Source organism: Rhizobium sophoriradicis (assembly GCF_025200795.1).
GTDB lineage: Bacteria > Pseudomonadota > Alphaproteobacteria > Rhizobiales > Rhizobiaceae > Rhizobium > Rhizobium sophoriradicis.
In genome coordinates this window covers 3649239-3670573 of the sequence record NZ_CP104152.1, presented here as the reverse complement: position 1 = coordinate 3670573, position 21335 = coordinate 3649239, and the positions used below count along the sequence as shown (strand labels likewise).

Here is a 21335-nt window from a genome sequence, read left to right as displayed (position 1 = left end):
TCAGGAATACGGACAATGAATGCCTTGAAAAAAACCCTTCTCGGCGAACAGGGGCTGGTAGTGATCTTCGCCGCCGCCTTCGTGATCGTCTCGCTCTTCGTCCCGAACTTCCTGACAGAGCGAAACATGCTGGGGCTTTTGCAGTCGGTCGTCACGATCGGCATCGTCGCCTGCACGATGATGTTCTGCCTGGCTTCGCGCGATTTCGATCTATCGGTCGGCTCGATTGTCGCCTTCTCCGGCATGATCGCCGTGATGGTCTCGAACGCCACGGGCTCCATTCCGGTCGGTCTGCTGGCCGCCCTACTGTGCGGCGCCATCGTCGGCTTCGTCAACGGGATTGTCATTGCCCGCTTTCGCGTCAATGCGCTGATCACCACGCTTGCGACGATGCAGATCGTGCGCGGGCTGGCGCTGATCGCCTCGGATGGCCGTGCCGTCGGCATTAACGATCCCGCCTTCTACCAGCTTGCCCTGTCGCGCTTCCTTACCGTGCCGACGCCGATTTGGATCATGCTCATCCTGTTCGTCGTCTTCGGCTTCGTGCTCAATCGCACCGTCTTCGGCAAGAACACGCTGGCGATCGGCGGCAATCCCGAGGCCTCGCGGCTTGCCGGCGTCAATGTTATCAACACCCGCATCTGGATCTTTGCGCTGCAGGGCCTCATCTGTGGCATTGCCGGCATCCTGCTTGCCTCACGCATCACCTCCGGCCAGCCGAACGCGGCGACCGGGCTCGAGCTGTCGGTGATTTCCGCCTGCGTTCTTGGCGGGGTTTCGCTGGCCGGCGGCCGGGCGGCGATGAGCGGCGTCATTGTCGGCGTGCTGATCATGGGCATTGCCGAAAACGTTATGAATCTCCTCAATATCCAGGCATTCTATCAGTATGTCGTGCGCGGGCTGATCCTGCTGATCGCGGTGCTGCTCGACAATTTGCGGTCTTCGGCCGCAGACGACGTGGATGAACCAGGAACGAGCCGGGAGCGACATTGAACTGGAGAACGGAGATGTCGCCGTCCGGGTCAGCTCCCGGGGTGCGGCGGTTGTCGCCGCGACGTTTCGAAATATACCCTTTCTCGTTCCGGCCGGAGGGCTGGACGGGACGTTCGCGAATTTTCCTATGGTTCCCTTCGGCAACCGCGTAAACGGCAACGCGATGTCCTTTGCCGGACGCGACTATGCCTTCCAGCCGAATACTGCCGAGCCGCTCTATCGGCACGGCGACGGCTGGCTCGGCCTCTGGCAGATTGAAGACCGCAGTCCAGCGCATGCGCAGTTTGCCTTTTCCCGCCGCGCCGATCGGATTTCCCCCTATGCCTATCTTGCCCGGCAGGAGGTTCGTCTCGCCGGCGATGCGCTGGTGCTGACGCTTTCGGTGGAAAACCGCGGCGAAGCGGCGCTTCCATTCGGTCTCGGTCAGCATCCCTTCTTCGTGCGGACGCCAGAGACGAGAATGACCATTGCGGCCGATCGCTATTGGAGCGAGCGGCCCGACCATCTGCCTGATGTGCTAGGCCCCGTGCCTGGCTATTTCGATTTCAGATCGGAAAGGCTGTTGCCGCAGAGATGGATGAACAATGCCTTCGAGGGCTGGAACGGGCGGGCGGCCATCACCTGGCCGGAGCTTGGAATTCAGGCGGCACTGCAAGCCGACGGCGCGCTCGACCGCTTCATGCTCTATATGCCGGCCGACCGGAGCGATTTCTTCTGCCTCGAGCCGATGAGCCATCTGCCGAACGGCCATCACCTGCCTGAGCTCGGAGGCCTCATACCGCTTTCGCCGGGTGAGATTCTTTCCGGCAAGGTCACGATCGAGCTGTCGGCGCTGCCGGTTCAGCCGGAGGGAAGATGATGAGCAACCGCCTGCAGGGCAAGAACATCCTGATAACGGGCGCTGCGCAAGGTATCGGCCTTGCGATCGCGAAGGCGTTCATCAGCGAAAATGCGGCCGTCTATCTCATTGACCGCGATGCGGCGCTGCTGGCTCGGGCAGCGGCGGATCTCGCGAGCACCGGCGCCCGGCTCGGTTATCTTCCAGCCGATATAACCGATGCCGGAACGATCACGCGGGTGGTCGCCGAGGCGAATGAGGAGATCGGTCCGCTGAATGCGCTCGTCAACAATGCAGGGGTCAATGTTTTTGCCGAGCCGCTCGCGACGAGCGACGACGAATGGAACCGCTGTTTCGATATCAACCTAAAGGGCGCATGGAATTGCTGCAAGGCGGTGCTGCCGGGCCTGATCGAGCAGGGCGGCGGTGTCATTCTCAACATTGCTTCGACCCATGCCTTCACCATCATCCCGCACACATTTCCTTATCCGGTGGCAAAACATGCATTGCTGGGCATGACGAAATCGCTCGGCCTCGAATATGCGGCCCGCAATATCCGCGTCAACGCGCTGGCGCCGGGCTATGTCTCGACGCAGAAGGTGGTCGATTACTGGAACAGCTTCCCCGATCCGGAGGGCGCCAAGGCCGAGACGATGAAACTGCATCCGGGCGGGCGGATCGGCACACCGGAGGAGATCGCCATGGCGGCCGTCTTCATGATCTCCGACGAATGCCCGTTCATGAATGCCACCTGCCTGACGATCGATGGTGGCCTCAGCGTCCTACAGCATTCCGTCTGAACGCTTCAGGCGCGTCGATTTTTACAAGCCTGTCGTCTTCTCGAGATAGAGCATTATATTGCCCGTCGGGGGCTATCTGATCTCCCGCAGGCACGGAGCGGCGCCCTGCCGCTTGCTGAGAGCACAATCGAAAACAGGAGGACGGCATGCAGATCAATCGCACGGCTTCGGCTCATTGGAGCGGCGGTCTCAAGGATGGCAAAGGGCTGATCTCGACGCAGAGCGGCGCCCTGAAGGATTATCCATACGGCTTTGCCAGCCGCTTCGAAGGCATTCCCGGCACCAACCCGGAAGAACTGATCGGAGCTGCCCATGCCGGCTGCTTCACCATGGCGCTGTCCTTGATCCTTGGTGAAGCCGGTTTCACAGCCGAACATATGGAGACCTCCGCCAAGGTGACGCTCGAAAGCGTCGAGGGCGGCTTTGCCGTCACCGCCATCCATCTTTCGCTCTCCGGTCGCATCCCCGGCGCTGACGAGGCGACCTTTACCGAACTCGCCAATAAGGCGAAGGCCGGCTGCCCGATTTCCAAGGCGCTCGCCGCCGTTCCGATTACGCTTGACGTCAAGCTCGCCTAATTCCTCTGCCGCCGACGAGGTGCCGCGCTCAGTTGTCGCGGCACTTTCCAATTTCCCGGCGCCGATCTTCACCCTTCCGAAACTTCGCTATGTTTGATGCAGCTTTGCTGCTCCGATGGCAGCAGCCCTTCGCGCCGCATTCGCGCCCGTATGTTGACAAATGACGATTGATATTTTACGACTGACGAAATTCAAAAATCGTCATTCGTAATTCGGACGCCGAAAACCATGAACGACATCGCGGAAAATACACTCGACGTCACGCGGCAGGAGAATGTCACGCGCATTCTAGATGCGGCCGAGCGGCTGTTTCGCCACTATGGCTACAGCAAGACAACGGTGGCCGACATTGCCCGTGATCTCGGCATGTCGCCGGCCAATATCTATCGGTTCTTCGCGTCGAAGGTGGAGATCCACCAGGCACTTTGCGGGCGCATGCTCGCGACCGCATATCAGATCGCCTACGACATCCGCCATCAGCCGGTCAGCGCCAGCGAGCGGCTGCGCCGTTATGTCAAGACCCAGCATCAGTTGACGCTCGATCTGATGCTCGACGAGATGAAGGTGCACGAGATGATTATCGTCGCGATCGAGCGCGACTGGCATGTCATCGAAAAACATATCGATCGCGTCCATGATCTCATTGCCGAAATCATTGCCGAAGGGATCGCTGCCGGTGAGTTTGCCGAGCAGGACCCGGTCGTTGCCTCGCGTTGCTTCGGTGCCGCGACGATCAATCTCGTCCACCCGCAGATGGTGGCGCAATGTCTTGCCAAAACCAACCGCGCGAGCGTCGACGAACTGATCGATTATGTGATCAGGGCGCTGAAGAAATAGTGGACGGCAGCCGCCGTCAAATCCCCGAAACGATCCAGGAGTGCGGAAGATGTTTTCGCTCAAGACCCTCAGCCACCGCATGCCGTCCGCCGCCGGCCTCGTGCTCGTCAGCGCCCTCGGCATCGGCCTTTCCGCCTGCTCGGAGGAGAAGGCCGAGGTGACAGAGGTCATCCGGCCGGTGAAGGTCGTCGAGATCGCCAGGGCCGGCGACACCCGCAAACTCGATTATTCCGGCTCGGTCAAGGCGCGCACGGAAATGAACCTCGGATTTCGGGTCGCCGGCAAGATCACCGAACGCCTCGTCGATATTGGCGATCGGGTGACGCCGGGTGACACTCTCGCCCGCATCGATGCCACGGACTACCAACTGGCGGTCAAGACGGCGGAAGCCAATCTCGCGGCAGCCGAAAGGGGCGTTGAAACCGCCGATCTTGCCAACAAACGCGCCGAGCAGCTCTTCGACAAGAGCGTCGCTCCGAAGTCGCAGCTCGAACAGGCCGCCCTCAGCCATGACCAAGCAGTTTCGCAGCGCGATGCCGCGCTTTCGGCGCTCGACCAGGCGAAGAACCAGGTCAGCTATACCGATCTCAAGGCCGGCCAGAACGGCATCGTGACCGCAATCAATGCCGACATCGGCCAGGTCGTCGGCTCCGGCACCGCCGTTATCACTGTTGCCGTCGATGGTGAGAAGGAAGTGCAGATCGCGGTTCCGGAAAACGACATCGCCGAATTCAAGCCCGGCAAGACGGTCAAGGCAAGCTTCTGGGCCGACGACAAACTGGTACTCGACGGCACGGTGCGTGAAGTCTCCGGCAGCGCCGACCAGCAGTCGCGCACCTTTGCGGTTCGGGTGAGCCTGCCGAACGATCCGCGCGTGCTTCTCGGAATGACGGCGACGATCGAGGCCGATATCAGCAATGGCAACAGATATGTCTCGATCCCGCTCAGCGCGCTTGCTGAAAAGGACGGCAAGCAGATGGTCTGGACCGTCGACCGCGACACGGCGACCGTGCATGGCCGCGACATCAAGGTCGCCGATTTCACCGGCGACGGCGTGCACGTGACCGAAGGCCTCGATACCGGCGATCTCGTCGTTGCTGCCGGCACGCAATTCATGAGCGAGAACCTGAAGGTGAAGGTGCCGGACCAGCAGTCGGCCCTGGCCGCCACGGACCAGACCGTCCGCTGATCGCGTCGTAAAGGGAACATGACCATGGACGCCAACACCACCGAAAAGCGGCCCTTCAATCTGTCGCGCTGGGCGATCGGCCATCCGAGCATCGCCCGCTTCCTCTTCGGCCTCATCATCATCACCGGTGTACTCGGCCTGATGCGTATGGGCCAGCGCGAGGATCCGGAATTCACCTTCCGCGTCATGGTCGTGCAGGCGATCTGGCCGGGTGCTTCCATCCAGGAGATGGAAGACCAGGTCGTCAACAAGATCGAGCGCAAGCTGCAGGAAACCCCGCATATCGACTGGGTCAAGTCCTATACGCGGGCGGGTAGCGCGATCATTACCCTGCAGGTCAAGGGCGACACGAATTCGAAAGACGTGGCGGATGCCTTCTACCAAGTGCGCAAGAAGGTCGGCGATATCTCCAGCGAGCTGCCGCAGGGCCTGCTCGGCCCTTATTTCAACGACGAATTCGGCGATACCTTCATCACGCTGCACTCGATCAGCGGCGAGGGCTACTCCTATCCGGAACTGAAGAAATTCGCCATCCAGGCGCGCGACATGCTGCTGACGACGCCGGGCGTGGAGAAGGCCGTCATCATCGGCGACCAGCCGGAGAAGATCTATATCGACGTCTCGTCCAAGGCGCTCGCCGAGCGCGGCCTGACGATCCTCGACCTGCAGAATGCCGTCAAGGGCCAGAACAATGTCGATCCGGCCGGCTCCGTCGATACCGGCCTGCGCTCGGTCCGCATCTCCGTCGAGGGCGACGTCAAGAAGGCGACCGATATCCGCGAGCTGCGCCTTCGTGCCGGCGGCCAGGTGACGCGCCTCGGCGATATCGCAACCGTCAGTTCCGGCCTCGAGGACCCCTATCAGCGCAAGTACCGCTTCAACGGCCATGACAGCGTTCAGGTCGGCGTCGTGATGGCCAAGGGCTTCAACGTCACCGATGTCGGCAAGGATGTGGAGGCGACCTATCAGCGCTTCGAGGAGGCGCTGCCCTACGGCGTCGCCGTCGACCAGATCGCCAACCAGCCCGACGTGGTGACGGATGCGATCAGCGAATTCATGCATGCGCTCGGCGAAGCCCTGGTCATCGTGCTCGTCGTCTCATTTCTGTCGATCGGCTGGCGCTCGGGTCTCGTCATCGCCATCGCCATTCCGCTGGTGCTCGCCGCCACCTTCGCGCTGATGTACGAACTCGGCATCGACTTGCAGCGCATTTCGCTCGGGGCGCTGATCATCGCGCTCGGCCTGCTCGTCGACGATGCGATGATCGTCGTCGAGATGATGGAGCGAAAACTCGAGGAGGGGCTCGTCAAGATCGAAGCGGCAAGTTTTGCCTATTCCTCGACCGCTTTCCCGATGCTGACGGGAACGTTGATCACCACGGCCGGCTTCATTCCGGTCGGCTTCGCCGCATCGACGGCCGGCGAATATGTGCGTTCGCTGTTTTATGTCGTCGGCATCGCGCTGGTGACCTCGTGGTTCGTCGCGGTCTATTTCACGCCATGGCTCGGCTACATGATCCTCAAGCAGCGCCATCACGCCGGCGGCGAGCATCATGATGCCTTCGACACCGGCTTCTATCGCCGACTGCGCGGCACGGTCGGCTGGGCGGTTCGCCACCGGGTCATCGTGCTGGTCTTGACGCTCGGCACCTTCGCCACCAGCCTCTGGGCCTTCCAGTTCATTCCGCAGAATTTCTTCCCGCAATCCTCGCGGCCGGAAATCCTCGTCGATCTCTGGCTGCCCGAGGGCACCAGCATTAGGGAAGTCGAGGTGCAGGCAAAGGCGCTCGAAGCCAAGATGATGGATGATCCCGACAAGAAGTTCATCGCCACCTATATCGGCGAAGGCGCGCCGCGCTTCTTCCTGCCGCTCGACCAGCAGCTGCGCAATCCGAACTTCGCCCAGCTTCTCGTCATGGCCAATGACGAACCGGCGCGTGAACGGCTGATCGTCAAGCTGCGCACGATCCTTGCGGAAGATTTTCCTGACATCCGCGGCAAGGTCGACCGCCTGTTCCTCGGGCCGCCAACGGGCTGGCCGGTGCAGATGCGCGTCATGGGGCCGGACCGCAAGGAAGTGCGTGAGATCGCCGATCAGGTGAAAGCGCGGTTCCAGGCCAATCCGATGCTCGGCGCCATTCATGACGACTGGCTGGAACAGGTGCCGGCGATGAAGCTGGTGATCGACCAGGACCGCGCCCGTGCGCTCGGCGTCACCTCGCAGCGTGTGCGCCAGATGCTGCAGACCGCCATGTCGGGTGCTGCGCTCGACGATTTCCGCGACGGCGAGGAGACGGTGTCGATCGTCGCCCGCGAGCCGGATGCCAACCGCTCACTGCTGTCGGCGGTCAATTCGGTCTATGTTCCCACCGATTTCGGCGGTTTCGTGCCGGTCTCGCAGGTCGCCAAGGTCGTGCCTATCATGGAGCAGGGCATCGAATGGCGGCGCGATAGGCTGCCGACGATCACCGTGCGGGCGACGCTGCCGGATGGCGTCCAGCCGAACGACGTGGTGATGAAGATGTATGCCGAGATGAAGGACCTGCGCGACAGCCTGCCGGCCGGCTACAACGTCGAAATCCAGGGCGGCGCCGAGGATGCGGCGGAAAGCCAGATGTCGATCGCCGCCAAGGCGCCGATCATGCTGGCCGTCATCATCGTGCTGCTGATGATACAGCTGCAGCATTTCGGCAAGGCGATGCTGGTGCTCGCCACCGGACCGCTCGGCATTATCGGCGCGGCCGCCGCCTTGCTGATCAGCGGCGCGCCTTTCGGCTTCGTGGCGATCCTCGGCGTCATCGCGCTGCTCGGCATCATCATGCGCAACTCGATCATCCTCGTCGATCAGATCGACCAGGATATCAAGGCCGGCATGCACCGCCAGGAGGCGATCGTCGGTGCGGCCGTGCGGCGTTTCCGGCCGATCATGCTGACGGCGCTGACCGCGGTGCTGGCGCTGATCCCGATCTCGCGCGGCGTCTTCTGGGGCCCGCTCGCCTACGCGATGATGGGCGGCATTCTCGTTGCGACAGTGCTCACCATTCTGGTTCTGCCCGCCGGTTACGCGCTTTTCTTCGGCCGCGAGCCGAAGGCAAAGGATGAGCCAGGCCGGGATGCCGACGCCATCCAGGAAGAGGCGGATGACCGACATCCGCCGGCGTTGGCAGCCGAGTGAAGGCGGCGCGGCGAAAGCCGCGCCGTTTTCCTTTGCTGGTCGTAATCCTGTCAAATCTGGGGCGGTTCACGGAAACGCGGACCGCCCAATTCTTTATGGCGCGTAATTCCTGCAACCTGCGCAGGCCGTTCCGACTCGGGCGGCCGATTCCATTGCCGTCTCGAAAAAGCTAAGCTTGCGAAAGCATTGCCGCGGATCCATTCGCGGAGAGAGGCACGACCATGGCCGATTACCATCTTGAAGCGAGCTGGAACCCGGTCGAGGGTGGTTCCGGCCGCTTGACCTTGACGCTTTTCAATCTTTCGTCCGAACCACTTTCCGGCTTCTCGCTTGCCTATAGATCACCGACGCGGATTGCCGATACCCATGTCTGCGACGGAGCCAGCATGCGGCGGCAGGTCGCGAGCTTTCATGAGTTCCTGCCGCCCGAGGGGCTGAGCATTCCTGCGGGCGGACGCTGGCGGTTCACCGTCGAGGGGCTGGCGGACGAACCGAAACATCGGACCGACGGCATCAAATCGGCCTGTCTGACGCTCGGCGACGGCCGCCGCGTTGCAGTCGGTTTTGGCGATCTCATGCTCGAAGGCCGGGATGGCGGTATGGCGCCGCCGCTGCTGCCGCCGGGCCAGATCGAGGAACCCTATGCGCTGTTACCCTGGCCGCTGTCGCTCGGGCTGAAGGCGGGAGATCTGCCCTCCGTCCTTTATCCCGCTGAAAAGACCCGGCCGGATGCGATCAAGGCGCTCTCTCTGCTTCTTGCGCTTTACCAGCGGCTCTATCCTGGCGAGCCCGCGCCGTTCTCGCTTGCTGCCGTCAAGGGCGGGCGGGCCATTCGTTTCGTCACCGAATCGTCGATCGCAGCCTTTGCTTACGAACTGCGTTTCAGCGCGCGGGAGATCGTGCTTTCGAGCGCGGATGCAGCGGGGCGGCACTATGGGCTGATCAGCCTGGCGCAACTGCTGCACGGCGCCCGCGCCGACCGCGACGTCTTCAAATTCCCGAATTTCGGCACGATCGCCGACCAGCCGCACTATGGCTGGCGCGGCTGCCATCTCGACGTGGCAGGGCAGTTTTATCCGGTGGCTGATGTCATGCGGCTGATCGATATCCTCGCCTGGAACAAGCTCAATATCTTCCACTGGCACCTGACCGACGACGAAGCCTGGCGGCTGGAGATCAAGGCCTATCCCGAACTGACGGAAGCGAGTGCAAAGCGCAGACTGGATGAAGCGCTCGTACCTGACTTCGGCGATGGGCAGGACGCGCGCATCGGACACTACACGCAGGACGACGTTAGGCGCATCGTTGCGCATGCCGCCTCGCTCCATGTCGAGGTGGTGCCGGAAATCGATATTCCCGGCCACAGCACCGCGGCGCTCTCTGCGCTGCCCGATCTCGTCGACCGGCAGGAGCCGCCGGACAGTTACCGCTCGCCGCAGGGCTATGCCAGCAACGCCCTCAACCCGGCGGTCGAATTCACCTATGAATTCCTCGGCAAGGTGTTCGACGAAATGGTGGCGTTATTTCCCGGCGAATATGTCCATATCGGCGGCGACGAAGTGGCCGAGGGGGCGTGGCTTTCCTCGCCGCTCTGCAAGACGCTGATGGAGCGGGAGGGGCTTGCCGGCACCGCCGCGCTGCAATCCCATTTCCTGAAGCGCATCAAGACCATGCTGTCAGAGCGCGGCAAGAAGCTCGCCGGCTGGAACGAGGTCTCACGCGGCGGCGGCGTTGATCGCGACGGCACGCTGCTGATGGCCTGGGAAAAGCCCGACGTCGGTCTTGCGCTGGCTGAGGATGGTTACGACGTGGTGATGTCTCCGGGGCAGGTTTATTATCTCGACATGGCGCAATCGGAAGCTTGGGCCGAGCCCGGCGCCAGCTGGGCCGGGTTCACGCCGCCGGAACGCAGCTATGCTTATGAGGCCGAGGCGGAACTGCCGGAGGCATTGAGGGACAAGATACGCGGCATCCAGGCCTGCATCTGGAGCGGCAATGTCGCCTCGCGCGCCCATTTCAACCGGCTGGTTTTTCCGCGTCTGCCGGCAATCGCCGAAGCGGCGTGGACGCCTCTGACGCGCAAGGATTGGGATCGCTTTGCAGCGATCGTGCGGATGTGGCCGGTACTTTAAAGAGCGGCTGCTTCAGCCTTCAGTCCCAGCAGCGCGGCGCCGATCAGGCCGGGTTCGATGCGGCATTGGCTGCGCACCACCAGCGGGCGATCGAACTTGCGCAGGATGCGGGCGCGCACGGCGTGGTCGAGTTCGGCAAGCAAGGGTTCGACATTGGACAGGCCGCCGCCGACCGGCACGATGGTCGCGCCGGTAATGTTAATTGTCAGCGCCAGGGGCGAGGCGACGAGATCGACATAGACGTCGATGGTCCGTGTCGCCTTTTCCTCGCCTTGCCGCCATTGGCCAATGATCTCTTCGCTGGAAAGGTCGAGGTCGTGCAGCGTCTTGTGCAGCCGCTCCAGACCGCGGGCGCCGCCGACGGTATCGACGCAGCCTTTCTGGCCGCAGCCGCAGGCATAGGCGGGAATGGCGACAGGCGGATTGCCGGCCGCGGACGCTATGATCGGGCCATGACCCCATTCGCCGGCAAAGCCGCCGGCTTCGTTGACGAGGCGCCCATCGGCAACCAGGCCGCCGCCGACGCCGGTGCCGAGGATGGCGCCGAAAACGATGCGGTGGCCAACGCCGGCGCCGAGCCCGGCCTCGGCCATTGCAAAACAGTCGGCGTCGTTGGCGATCAGAGCCGGCAGACCGAGATCGGCTTCAAGATCGGCGGCCAGCGTGCGGCCATGGATACAGGGAATGTTGGCGCAGATCAGCCGCTGCGTATCGGGATCGACGACGCCGGCGATGGACAGCGCAATGCGGCTCGGCGCTTCGCCGGTTTCGGCGATGATGGCGCGCAGGGTCTCGACAAAAGCGGTGAAATCGTTCTTGGGCGTCGGGCGGCGGCCGAGGGGAACGATGTCCGTCTCGGAGTGGGCGATGCCGCCCTTGATGGCGGAGCCGCCGATATCGAATGAAATGATCATTGCCACTCTGCCGTTTCTCTGGTCTTTGGTGCTCGCACTGTTGGCGGGGAATTACAAGCCTTCATTCCGCCGCCCGCCGTGGACTTGTTGCTAAAAGAGAAGCGGCATCGCCTCCAGCAGCTATTCGTCCCACAAGTCATTCAATTGGCATATTGCGCGGCCAAAATCAGAACCTGCACTTCCATCATTCACCGGTAACATGACCACCGAAAACGCCGATTCCGATAGACGCAGAAGACCACGTCCACCACGCCCCAAGGGTCGCCGCCTCTCAGCCGTCCTGCGGCAGCTGGCAGGCGACCGAAGCCGGGAATGGGTTTCGATCGGCGATCTGTTCGAGACGATGGGCGACAGGGCGATCAGCGCTCTGATGCTGATTTTTGCCCTGCCAAATGCGTTCCCGACGCCGCCCGGCACGTCTGCCGTGCTCGGTGCGCCATTGGTCTTCCTGGCGGTGCAGCTGACCTTCGGACTCAAACCCTGGCTGCCGAAGGCGATTGCAAACCGTTCGATGCGGCGGGAAGACTTCGAGACCATCGTCGGCCGCATCCACCGCTGGCTCGCTTGGGCGGAACGCATGCTGAAGCCGAGGCTTGCGATTTTCGCCGAGCCGCCGGCGGAATATTTCGCCGGCCTCGCCTGCCTGCTGCTTTCGATCGTGCTGGTGCTGCCGGTTCCGCTCGGCAACATCCTGCCGGCGATCACCATCTCGGTTTTCGCTTTCGGCATCATGGGGCGTGACGGGCTCTTCGCGCTTATCGGCTTTATCATGACAACCGTGTCGCTAGTCATCGCCGGCGGCGTGATTTACGGTCTCGCCAAGGCGTCGATCTTTTTCGTCATGCAATGGTTCGCTTGAGTGTCGGTCTCAACAGGCTCGACATTTTCGCGAATTTTGTTTTGATCTGGCGCGACAGAGACTCACCTCATGCCCGGCGTCGGCAAGCCGGCTCATTTTGCGCGGTAGGCATCATATGGCAAAAAGATCCGAGACCCCTGCACGGCTCGACGATGCGGCCCGTGCCGGCTGGCTTTATTACGTCGCCGGGCGGACGCAGGATGAAATCGCCGCCGCAATGGGCATTTCGCGGCAGTCGGCGCAGCGGCTGGTGTCGCTTGCGGTTGCCGAGCGTCTGATCAAGGTGCGGCTCGATCATCCAATTGCCGCCTGCCTCGAGCTTGCCAATCAGCTGCGGCGGAAATTCGGACTGAAACATGTGGAGGTGGTGCCGAGCGATCCGGGCTCCTCGTCGACCACCATCGGCATCGCCGAGGCGGCGGCGGCCGAGATCGAGCGCTGGCTGAAGCGGCCGGAGCCGATCGTGCTTGCGGTCGGCACCGGCCGTACGCTGAAGGCGGCCGTGGACCAGCTTCCGGCCATCGAATGTCCCAATCACCGTATCGTCTCGCTGACCGGCAATATCGCGCCAGACGGCTCGGCCGCCTATTACAACGTCATCTTCAGCATGGCGGATGCGGTGAAGGCGCGGCATTTTCCGATGCCGCTGCCGGTTCTCGTCACCTCAGCCGAGGAGCGGGAACTGCTGCACGGCCAGCAGCTTGTGCGTTCGACGCTCGACATGAGCGCACAGGCCGACGTCACCTTCGTCGGCATCGGCGAACTCGGCATCGACGGGCCGCTCTGCGTCGATGGTTTTCTCGAGAAGGACGAGATGATGGAGCTGATGCGCGGTGGCGCGGTCGGCGAGATTTGCGGCTGGATTTTCGACGTAGACGGGCGGCTGCTCGACAACCCGATTAACGAGCGTGTCGCGTCGGCGCCGATCCCGTCCCGCGAGGCGTCGATGGTTATCGGGCTCGCCAAGGGCAAACGTAAATTCAAGGCGATCAAGGCTGCCGTCGTCGGCCATCAGATCAATGGATTAATCACAGACGAAGAGACTGCTGAGTTTTTGCTCAAGAACTGAGCAAAAAATTCTTTTTCTAAATCAATTGGATAGGTAAGCTGTTCGGCATCGCAGCAACGATTGCCGATTGACATTTATTGCCTCTTGGTGAGTAATTGCTCATGAGCAAAGCGAATGCTCACATCTCGTCTTCTGGGAGGAAGATATGACATTGAGAACCTTTTTGCTGGGCGCCTGCTCAGTATTGGCGTTTGCCGGCATGGCTTCGGCCGAGACGCTGACAATCGCGACCGTCAACAACGGCGACATGATTCGGATGCAGAAGCTGACGGATGACTTCAAGGCGAAGAATCCTGGCATCGATCTCGAATGGGTCACCCTCGAAGAAAACGTGCTACGCCAGAAGGTCACGACCGACATCGCGACCAAGGGCGGCCAGTACGATGTTCTGACGATCGGCACCTATGAAGTTCCGATCTGGGCAAAACAGGGCTGGCTGCTGCCGCTCGACAATCTCGGCGCCAATTACGACGTCGACGACCTGCTGCCGGCAATCCGCAGCGGCCTGACCATGGACGGCAAGCTCTATGCGGCGCCGTTCTACGGCGAAAGCTCGATGGTCATGTACCGCAAGGACCTGTTCGACGCCGCCGGCCTGAAGATGCCCGACGCTCCGACCTGGGATTTCATTGCCGACGCTGCCCGCAAGATCACCAACAAGGACAAGGAAGTCTACGGCATCTGCCTGCGCGGCAAGGCCGGCTGGGGTGAGAACATGGCCTTCCTGACGGCCATGTCCAACTCCTTCGGCGCCCGCTGGTTCGATGAAAGCTGGAAGCCGCAGTTCGATCAGCCCGAGTGGAAGGATACGCTCGATTTCTACGTCAAGCTGATGAAGGATGCCGGCCCTCCGGGCGCTTCTTCCAACGGCTTCAACGAGAACCTGGCGCTGTTCCAGACCGGCAAGTGCGGCATGTGGATCGATGCGACCGTTGCGGCGTCCTTCGTCAGCAACCCCAAGGAATCAACCGTCGCCGACAAGGTCGGCTTCGCGCTCGCCCCGGACAAGGGTCTTGGCAAACGCGGCAACTGGCTGTGGGCCTGGAGCCTCGCCATCCCGGCTGGTTCGCAGAAGGCAGAAGCTGCCGAGAAATTCGTCGCCTGGGCCACGAGCAAGGACTACACCAACCTCGTCGCTGAAAAGGAAGGCTGGCTGAATGCACCTCCCGGCACCCGCAGCTCGCTCTATGCGAATGCGGAGTACCAGAAGGCAGCGCCCTTCGCCAAGACGACGATCGACTCGATCAATGCGGCCGATCCGAGCAAGCCGACCGTCAAGCCGGTCCCCTATGTCGGCGTTCAGTTCGTGGCGATCCCGGAATTCCAGGGCATCGGCACTGCGGTGGGACAGCAGTTTTCGGCAGCGCTTGCCGGCCAGATTTCGGTCGATCAGGCGCTGAAGAGCGCACAGCAGCTGGCGACCCGGGAAATGACCAAGGCCGGTTACATCAAATAAAACCTCCTGAGAAGAGGCGGATCCTTGACAATCCGCCCCTCTGGCCGCCGATCGCCCGAACCGCATCGGCGGCCTCTTTTCCAGACAAAGCTTTCCTGCGGCCGCTCCCCGCTTCAGACCAGATCGGTGATTGCTATGGCAACCTTGCACACTCGCTCTTCCGCGCGCCTGATGATTGCGCCCTCCGTGCTGTTCCTCTTTGCGTGGATGATCGTTCCGCTCGCGATGACGATCTATTTCTCGACGCTGAACTACAATCTGCTCAGCCCGGGCATGGAGAGCTTCGTCGGTCTGCTGAATTACGAATATTTCCTGTCCGATCCGGCCTTTGTCGCCGCGCTGATCAATACGCTGCTGCTTGTCGCCGGCGTTCTCGTCATCACCGTTATCGGCGGCATCGCCTTTGCGCTGCTGCTCGACCAGCCGATGTACGGACAGGGCATCGTGCGCATCCTTGTCATTGCGCCGTTCTTCATCATGCCAACGGTCGCCGCGCTCGTCTGGAAGAATATGTTCATGAACCCGGTCAACGGCCTCTTCGCGCATCTGGCCAAGGCGTTCGGCCTGCAGCCGATCGACTGGCTCGCGAATGCGCCGCTGTTGTCGGTCACTCTCATCGTCGCCTGGCAGTGGCTGCCGTTTGCCACCCTCATCCTCCTGACTGCGCTGCAGTCGCTCGACGAGGAGCAGAAGGAGGCGGCCGAGATGGACGGCGCCGGGGCGATCTCGAAATTCATCTATATCATCCTGCCGCACATGGCCCGCGCCATCACCGTGGTGATCCTGATCCAGACGATCTTCCTGCTTTCGGTCTTTGCCGAAATCCTCGTCACCACCAATGGCGGGCCGGGCACCGACAGTACCAACCTCACCTATCTCGTCTATGCGCAGGCGCTGTTGCAGTTCGATATCGGCGGCGCGTCGGCGGGCGGCATCGTCGCGGTCGTGCTTGCCAATATCGTCGCGATCTTCCTCGTGCGCCTCGTCGGCAAGAATCTGGAGGCTTGAGATGGCCAGAAAAGTCACAACGCAGCGCAAGGTCATCGTCACCGCGATTGCCTGGACGCTCGGCATCCTGATCTTCTTCCCGATCCTCTGGACCTTCCTGACGAGCTTCAAGTCGGAAGCCGACGCCATCGCTTCGCCGCCGCAGTTCCTGTTCTTCCACTGGACGACGGAGAACTATGCGGAGGTGCAGAGCCGGTCGAACTATCTCGGCCACTTCATGAATTCGGTGGTCATTTCCTTCGGCTCGACGCTGATCGGCCTGATCATCGCAATCCCGGCCGCCTGGGCGATGGCGTTTTCGCCGACCAAGCGGACCAAGGACGTGCTGATGTGGATGCTGTCGACCAAGATGATGCCGCCAGTGGGCGCGCTGATTCCGATCTACCTGATGTTCCGCAATTCCGGCCTGCTCGACACACGCACCGGGCTGGTGATCGTGCTGACGCTGATCAACCTGCCGATCATCGTCTGGATGCTCTACACCTATTTCAAGGAAATCCCCGGCGAGATCCTCGAAGCGGCGCGCATGGACGGAGCGTCGCTGATGAAGGAGATCATCTACGTGCTGACGCCGATGGCGGTGCCCGGCATTGCCTCGACGCTGCTCCTGAACATCATCCTTGCCTGGAACGAGGCTTTCTGGACGCTCAACCTCACCGCCTCCAAGGCGGCGCCGCTGACCGCCTTCATCGCCTCCTATTCCAGCCCGGAGGGCCTGTTCTACGCCAAGCTCTCGGCGGCATCGACCATGGCGATCGCGCCGATCCTGATCCTCGGCTGGTTCAGCCAGAAGCAACTCGTCCGCGGCCTGACCTTCGGCGCAGTGAAATAAGAAAAGGGAGACAAACATGGGCAGCATTACCCTTCAGAAGGTTTCCAAGGTCTTCGGCGAAGCCAAGGTCATCCCTTCGATCGATCTCGACATCAAGGACGGCGAGTTCGTCGTCTTCGTCGGCCCGTCGGGCTGCGGCAAGTCCACGCTGCTGAGATTGATCGCCGGTCTCGAGGATGTTTCCGGCGGCAAGATCGTCATCGACGGCAGGGACGCCACTGAAAAGGCGCCGTCGGAACGTGGCCTTGCCATGGTGTTTCAGTCCTACGCGCTCTATCCGCATATGAGCGTGCGCAACAACATCGCCTTCCCGCTGAAGATGGCGGGCGTCGACAAGGCCGAGATCGACCGCAAGGTGACGGATGCCGCCCGCGTGCTTAACCTCACTGACTATCTGGAGCGCAAGCCGCGCCAGCTTTCCAGCTCGGCGCCCATACGATCGGCATCCGTCCCGAACATTTGCTCTTGTCGATGGAGAGCGGTGACTGGAAGGGCAGGGTGGTGGTCGCCGAGCATCTCGGCTCCGACACCTTCCTGCATATCGATGTCGACGGCATCGGCATGGTGACGGCGCGCGGCAGCGGCGATTTTGCCGCCAAGGCCGGCGATACGGTCTATCTGACGCCGAACCGTTCACGCATTCATAAATTCAACGAGGGCGGCCTCGCCGTCTGAGGCAGGCAACCGGCTGGGGGCAGGCATGCGAGCCGGGCGATGGCGCCCGGCCGTTTCGGCAAGACCTTCAAGAGGACTGAAACATGACGTGCAAATTATCGCTGGCAACGCTTCCGGACGCGGCGCGCACTGCCGCCATCCCGGGATATGACAGGGCGTCGCTGAAAGCCGGCATCGTGCACTTCGGGGTCGGCAACTTCCACCGCGCCCACCAGGCGATCTATCTCGACGATCTCTTCAACGCGGGCACGGATCACGACTGGGCGATCGTCGGCGCCGGCGTGCTGCCGTCGGATGCCGCCATGCGGGAGAAGCTTGCGGCCCAGGATTTCCTGACGACGGTGGTCGAGCAGGACAACAACAAGACGGCGGCACGCGTCACCGCGCCGATGATCGATATCCTGCCGGTCGGCGATGCCGCCGCAATCATCGCCAGGCTTGCCGATCCTGAGATCCGCATCGTCTCGATGACGATCACCGAGGGCGGTTATTTCATCGACGCGTCGGGCACGTTCAATCCGGCCCATCCTGATATTGCCGCCGATGGGCAAAATCCCGGCGCGCCGAAGACGGTCTTCGGCCTGATTGTCGCCGGTCTGAAGGCGCGTAGGGAAAAGGGCGTCGGTCCGTTCACCGTCATGTCCTGCGACAATATTCCCCACAACGGCATCGTCACCGCCAATGCGGTGGTCGGCACGGCGGCACTTTCGGATCCGGCCTTCGCCAACTGGATCCGGGAAAACGTCGCCTTCCCGAATGCGATGGTCGACCGCATCACGCCGGCGACCGGCCAGCGGGAGGTCGATTTCCTCAGGGACAATTTCGACATCGAAGACAATTGGCCGGTCTATTGCGAAGAATTCAAGCAGTGGGTGCTCGAGGACAAGTTCACCGCCGGCCGTCCGGCGCTGGAAAAAGTCGGCGTGACCTTCGTACCCGATGTCACACCCTACGAGCATATGAAGATCCGAATCCTCAACGGCGGACATGCGGCGATCGCCTATCCGGCGGCGCTGATGGACATTCATTTCGTTCATGACTCCATGGAAGATCCGTTGATTCGCGCCTTCCTGGCCAAGCTCGAGAAAGATGAGATCATTCCGATCGTGCCGCCGGTGCCGAACACGTCGCTGACGGATTATTTCGCCCTGATCGAGCATCGCCTGCTCAATCCGAAGATTGCCGACACAATTCCGCGTCTGGCGCAGGACGGCTCGAACCGCCAGCCGAAATTTATCCTGCCGTCAACGCTCGACAATCTGCGTCAGGGCAGGGACGTCGTCGGCCTGGCGCTGGTCTCGGCACTCTGGTGCCGCTATTTCGCCGGCAAGACCGACAGCGGCAAGGATATCGTCTTCAACGACGCCAGCGCCGAGCGGCTGCATGCGGCGGCGCTGAAGGCCAAGGACGATCCGTCGGCCTTTCTCGTCTTCGACGATATTTTCGGCGAGGTGGCGAAATCCGAACTCTTCCGCAAGCGTTTCGCCCATGCACTCAAAACCTTGTGGGAAAAGGGCACGCGGGAGACGCTGCAACTCTATCTCGACGGCAAGCTGGCAGTGTAAGGGAAACTGGATGGCGGCATCTGCTGCGCGTCCGAATTGAACCCAGGTTGGATCTTCCATGGCTGATGCTGAACCACGGCTGGTCATCTTCGATTGCGACGGTGTGCTCGTCGACAGCGAGCCGATCTCGATCAGCGTCCTCGTCGGTGCGATGAACGATCTCGGCGTCTCGATCAACGAAGATCAGGCCTATGAGCGCTTTCTCGGCCGCAGTCTGTCGACGCTCATCGATACGCTGGAAACCGAATTCAACATCCATGCCAGCGAGGAATTCCTCGAACGAATCCGCACCGATCTCTACGCACGCTTCCGCACGGAATTGAAGCCGATCGACGGCATCGCCGCGACGATCGACGGGCTCGGCATTCCCTGTTGCGTCGCCTCGTCCAGCCAGATGGAGCGAATCCGGCTGTCGCTTTCGGTCACCGGCCTTCTCGACAGGCTGCCCGACATCTTCAGCGCAACGATGGTCAAGCGCGGCAAACCGGCGCCCGATCTCTTCCTGCATGCGGCGCGCGAGATGCAGGTCGAACCCCACTCCTGCGTGGTCGTCGAGGACAGTCCGGCCGGCATTGCCGCCGCCAAGGCGGCGGGTATGACTGTCTTTGCCTTCACCGGCGGATCGCACGCGAATTTCGCCGGATATCGTGCCGAACTCGACCGGCTTTCGCCGGAAGTGGTGTTTGACGCGATGCCGGATTTGATACACCTTGTCCGCAACCATAAGCTGGACGGGACCAAGATTTGATGCGTGATCATGTGGTTGCGGTCGATGTCGGCACCGGCAGCGCGCGCGCCGGTGTCTTCGATGCCGCCGGCCGTCTGCTCGCCAAGGCCGAACATCCGATTGCAATGAACCGGCCGCGCGAAAACCACGCCGAGTACGATTCCGAAAACATCTGGTCGGCCGCATGCACGGCGGTGCGCAGCGCGATGGCGCAATCCGGCATTGCCGCCGCCTCGATCGGCGCGATTGGTTTCGACGCCACCTGTTCGCTAGTCGTGCGCGACGTCGAGGGCCGGCAGATCAGCGTTTCCACCGGCGGCGAGCAGCGTTTCGATACGATCGTCTGGCTCGACCATCGGGCGCTGAAGGAAGCCGATTTCTGCACGGCGACGGAGCATGCGGTGCTTGAGCATTCCGGCCACGTGATGTCGCCGGAAATGGAAATGCCGAAGCTGATGTGGCTGAAGAAGAAGCTGCCCGCCACATGGGAAAAGGCCGGTTACTTCTTCGATCTCGCCGATTTCATGACATGGAAATCGACCGGATCGCCGGCTCGCTCGCGCTGCACGCTGACGGCAAAATGGAATTATCTCGCCCATCTCGAAAAGGGCTGGCAGCAAGATTTCCTGCAGCGCATCGGTCTCGAAGATCTTCAGGCGCGCGGGCGCCTGCCGGATGAGACGACGCCGGTCGGCGGCAGCGTCGGCCGGCTAACACCGGAGGCGGCGGCGGCCCTTGGGCTGACCACCGATTGCCACGTCTCGGCCGGGATGATCGACGCCTATGCCGGCGCGCTCGGCGCACTTGGCGGTTATGCGGCCGATCCCATCAAACGCGAGCATCAGCTGGCGCTGATCGCCGGTACGTCGAGCTGTATTGTCGCCTTTTCGCAGGACCGCAAACCGAGCCATGGCATGTGGGGTCCCTATTACGAAGTGGTCTTCCCGCAGTCCTGGCTGGTGGAGGCCGGACAATCGGCGACCGGGGCACTGCTCGACCATATGGTCCGCATGCATGCGGCGGGCGGCGAGCCGACAGCGGCGCTGCACCAGAGGATCGTCGCACGCATTGCCGAATTGCGGGCCGAGGAAGGCGATGCTTTCGGGGAGCGCATTTTCGTGCTGCCGGATTTTCACGGCAATCGTTCACCACGCGCCGATCCGCATGCGGTCGGCGCCATCAGCGGGCTGACGCTCGATACCTCCTTCGATGGGCTGTGTGCACTCTATTGGCGGTCGGCAGTGGCCATTGCGCTCGGCATTCGCCATATCCTGGAGAAGATGAAGGAATATGGCTATGTGCCCGATACACTGCATGTCGCCGGCGGGCATGTGAAAAACCCGGTGCTGATGGAACTCTATAGCGACGCCACCGGCTGCAAGGTCGTGGTGCCGAAGATGAATGAGGCGGTGCTGCTCGGCACTGCGATCGCCGCATCGGTCGCCTGCGGCCTGCACAAGGATTTGGCGGCAGCCGGCGAGGCGATGTATCCGGGCGGCCAGGAACGGCTGCCCGACAGGGCGAAGCAGGCGCTCTACGATCACGATTATCGCCGTCTTCTGGCGATGTATCGACACCGCGCGGAACTCGAAGCGATGCGCTAGAACAGGATGATTTTAGGCCCGGTCGGCCTAAAATCATCCTGTTCTAAATTAAAGAGTTAGAGCATGATGTCGTCCGAAAACCGCT

17 protein-coding genes and 1 pseudogene are annotated in these 21335 nt (G+C 61.9%); 17 read left to right on the top strand and 1 reads right to left on the bottom strand.

Annotated elements, in window-relative coordinates; genetic code table 11:
* Positions 1-15: 15 nt before the first annotated feature.
* The 8 genes from araH to N2597_RS17980 all read left to right on the top strand — a co-directional run bounded on the left by araH (position 16) and on the right by N2597_RS17980 (position 10541).
* Positions 16-993: an L-arabinose ABC transporter permease AraH gene (gene araH / locus N2597_RS18015; RefSeq protein ID WP_183599860.1), complete on the top strand. Its 978-nt coding sequence runs from the start codon at positions 16-18 to the stop codon at positions 991-993.
* Positions 962-1852 (top strand): aldose 1-epimerase, encoded by an 891-nt coding sequence (locus N2597_RS18010; protein ID WP_077990817.1) that lies wholly within the window; start codon positions 962-964, stop codon positions 1850-1852. Before araH ends, N2597_RS18010 begins: the two co-directional genes overlap by 32 nt.
* Positions 1852-2631: an SDR family oxidoreductase gene (locus tag N2597_RS18005; RefSeq protein WP_096763744.1), complete on the top strand. Its 780-nt coding sequence runs from the start codon at positions 1852-1854 to the stop codon at positions 2629-2631. Before N2597_RS18010 ends, N2597_RS18005 begins: the two co-directional genes overlap by 1 nt.
* Positions 2632-2777: 146 nt before the next feature.
* Positions 2778-3209, top strand: coding sequence for an OsmC family protein (locus N2597_RS18000; RefSeq protein ID WP_004668726.1), 432 nt, complete (start codon positions 2778-2780; stop codon positions 3207-3209).
* A gap of 228 nt (positions 3210-3437) precedes the next feature.
* Positions 3438-4046, top strand: coding sequence for a TetR/AcrR family transcriptional regulator (locus N2597_RS17995; protein WP_077990815.1), 609 nt, complete (start codon positions 3438-3440; stop codon positions 4044-4046).
* A 49-nt stretch (positions 4047-4095) separates the two neighbouring features.
* Positions 4096-5235, top strand: a complete 1140-nt coding sequence (locus tag N2597_RS17990) for an efflux RND transporter periplasmic adaptor subunit (RefSeq protein WP_183599862.1) — start codon at positions 4096-4098, stop codon at positions 5233-5235.
* 24 nt (positions 5236-5259) lie between these two features.
* On the top strand, positions 5260-8409 hold the full coding sequence (locus N2597_RS17985; protein WP_096763742.1) for an efflux RND transporter permease subunit: 3150 nt from the start codon (positions 5260-5262) through the stop codon (positions 8407-8409).
* A 221-nt stretch (positions 8410-8630) separates the two neighbouring features.
* Positions 8631-10541, top strand: a complete 1911-nt coding sequence (locus N2597_RS17980; protein ID WP_183599864.1) for a beta-N-acetylhexosaminidase — start codon at positions 8631-8633, stop codon at positions 10539-10541.
* Here the strand turns inward: N2597_RS17980 and N2597_RS17975 are convergent.
* Positions 10538-11455: an ROK family protein gene (locus N2597_RS17975; protein WP_077990811.1), complete on the bottom strand. Its 918-nt coding sequence runs from the start codon at positions 11453-11455 to the stop codon at positions 10538-10540. The genes N2597_RS17980 and N2597_RS17975 overlap by 4 nt on opposite strands.
* Positions 11456-11735: 280 nt before the next feature.
* On the opposite strand from N2597_RS17975, the gene N2597_RS17970 reads away from it, so the two are divergent.
* From N2597_RS17970 to N2597_RS17930, 9 genes and pseudogenes are all read left to right on the top strand, one after another.
* Complete coding sequence (locus N2597_RS17970; RefSeq protein WP_170961448.1) at positions 11736-12314, top strand: exopolysaccharide biosynthesis protein; 579 nt, start codon at positions 11736-11738, stop codon at positions 12312-12314.
* 115 nt (positions 12315-12429) lie between these two features.
* On the top strand, positions 12430-13383 hold the full coding sequence (locus N2597_RS17965) for a sugar-binding transcriptional regulator (protein WP_096763740.1): 954 nt from the start codon (positions 12430-12432) through the stop codon (positions 13381-13383).
* A gap of 145 nt (positions 13384-13528) precedes the next feature.
* A complete protein-coding gene (locus N2597_RS17960; RefSeq protein ID WP_077990808.1) occupies positions 13529-14839 on the top strand; it encodes an ABC transporter substrate-binding protein in 1311 nt (436 codons plus the stop codon).
* A gap of 135 nt (positions 14840-14974) precedes the next feature.
* A complete protein-coding gene (locus N2597_RS17955; protein ID WP_038691454.1) occupies positions 14975-15847 on the top strand; it encodes a carbohydrate ABC transporter permease in 873 nt (290 codons plus the stop codon).
* A gap of 1 nt (position 15848) precedes the next feature.
* The gene (locus N2597_RS17950; protein WP_039622366.1) at positions 15849-16679 is read left to right on the top strand and encodes a carbohydrate ABC transporter permease; all 831 of its coding nucleotides are present in this window, start codon (positions 15849-15851) and stop codon (positions 16677-16679) included.
* A 16-nt stretch (positions 16680-16695) separates the two neighbouring features.
* Positions 16696-17354 (top strand): annotated as a pseudogene (locus N2597_RS17945) (ABC transporter ATP-binding protein).
* A gap of 83 nt (positions 17355-17437) precedes the next feature.
* Positions 17438-18919: a mannitol dehydrogenase family protein gene (locus N2597_RS17940; protein WP_077990804.1), complete on the top strand. Its 1482-nt coding sequence runs from the start codon at positions 17438-17440 to the stop codon at positions 18917-18919.
* Between the two features lie 58 nt (positions 18920-18977).
* Positions 18978-19667 (top strand): HAD family hydrolase, encoded by a 690-nt coding sequence (locus tag N2597_RS17935; protein WP_038691446.1) that lies wholly within the window; start codon positions 18978-18980, stop codon positions 19665-19667.
* Complete coding sequence (locus N2597_RS17930) at positions 19667-21250, top strand: FGGY-family carbohydrate kinase (protein ID WP_077990803.1); 1584 nt, start codon at positions 19667-19669, stop codon at positions 21248-21250. Before N2597_RS17935 ends, N2597_RS17930 begins: the two co-directional genes overlap by 1 nt.
* Positions 21251-21335 lie beyond the last annotated feature (85 nt).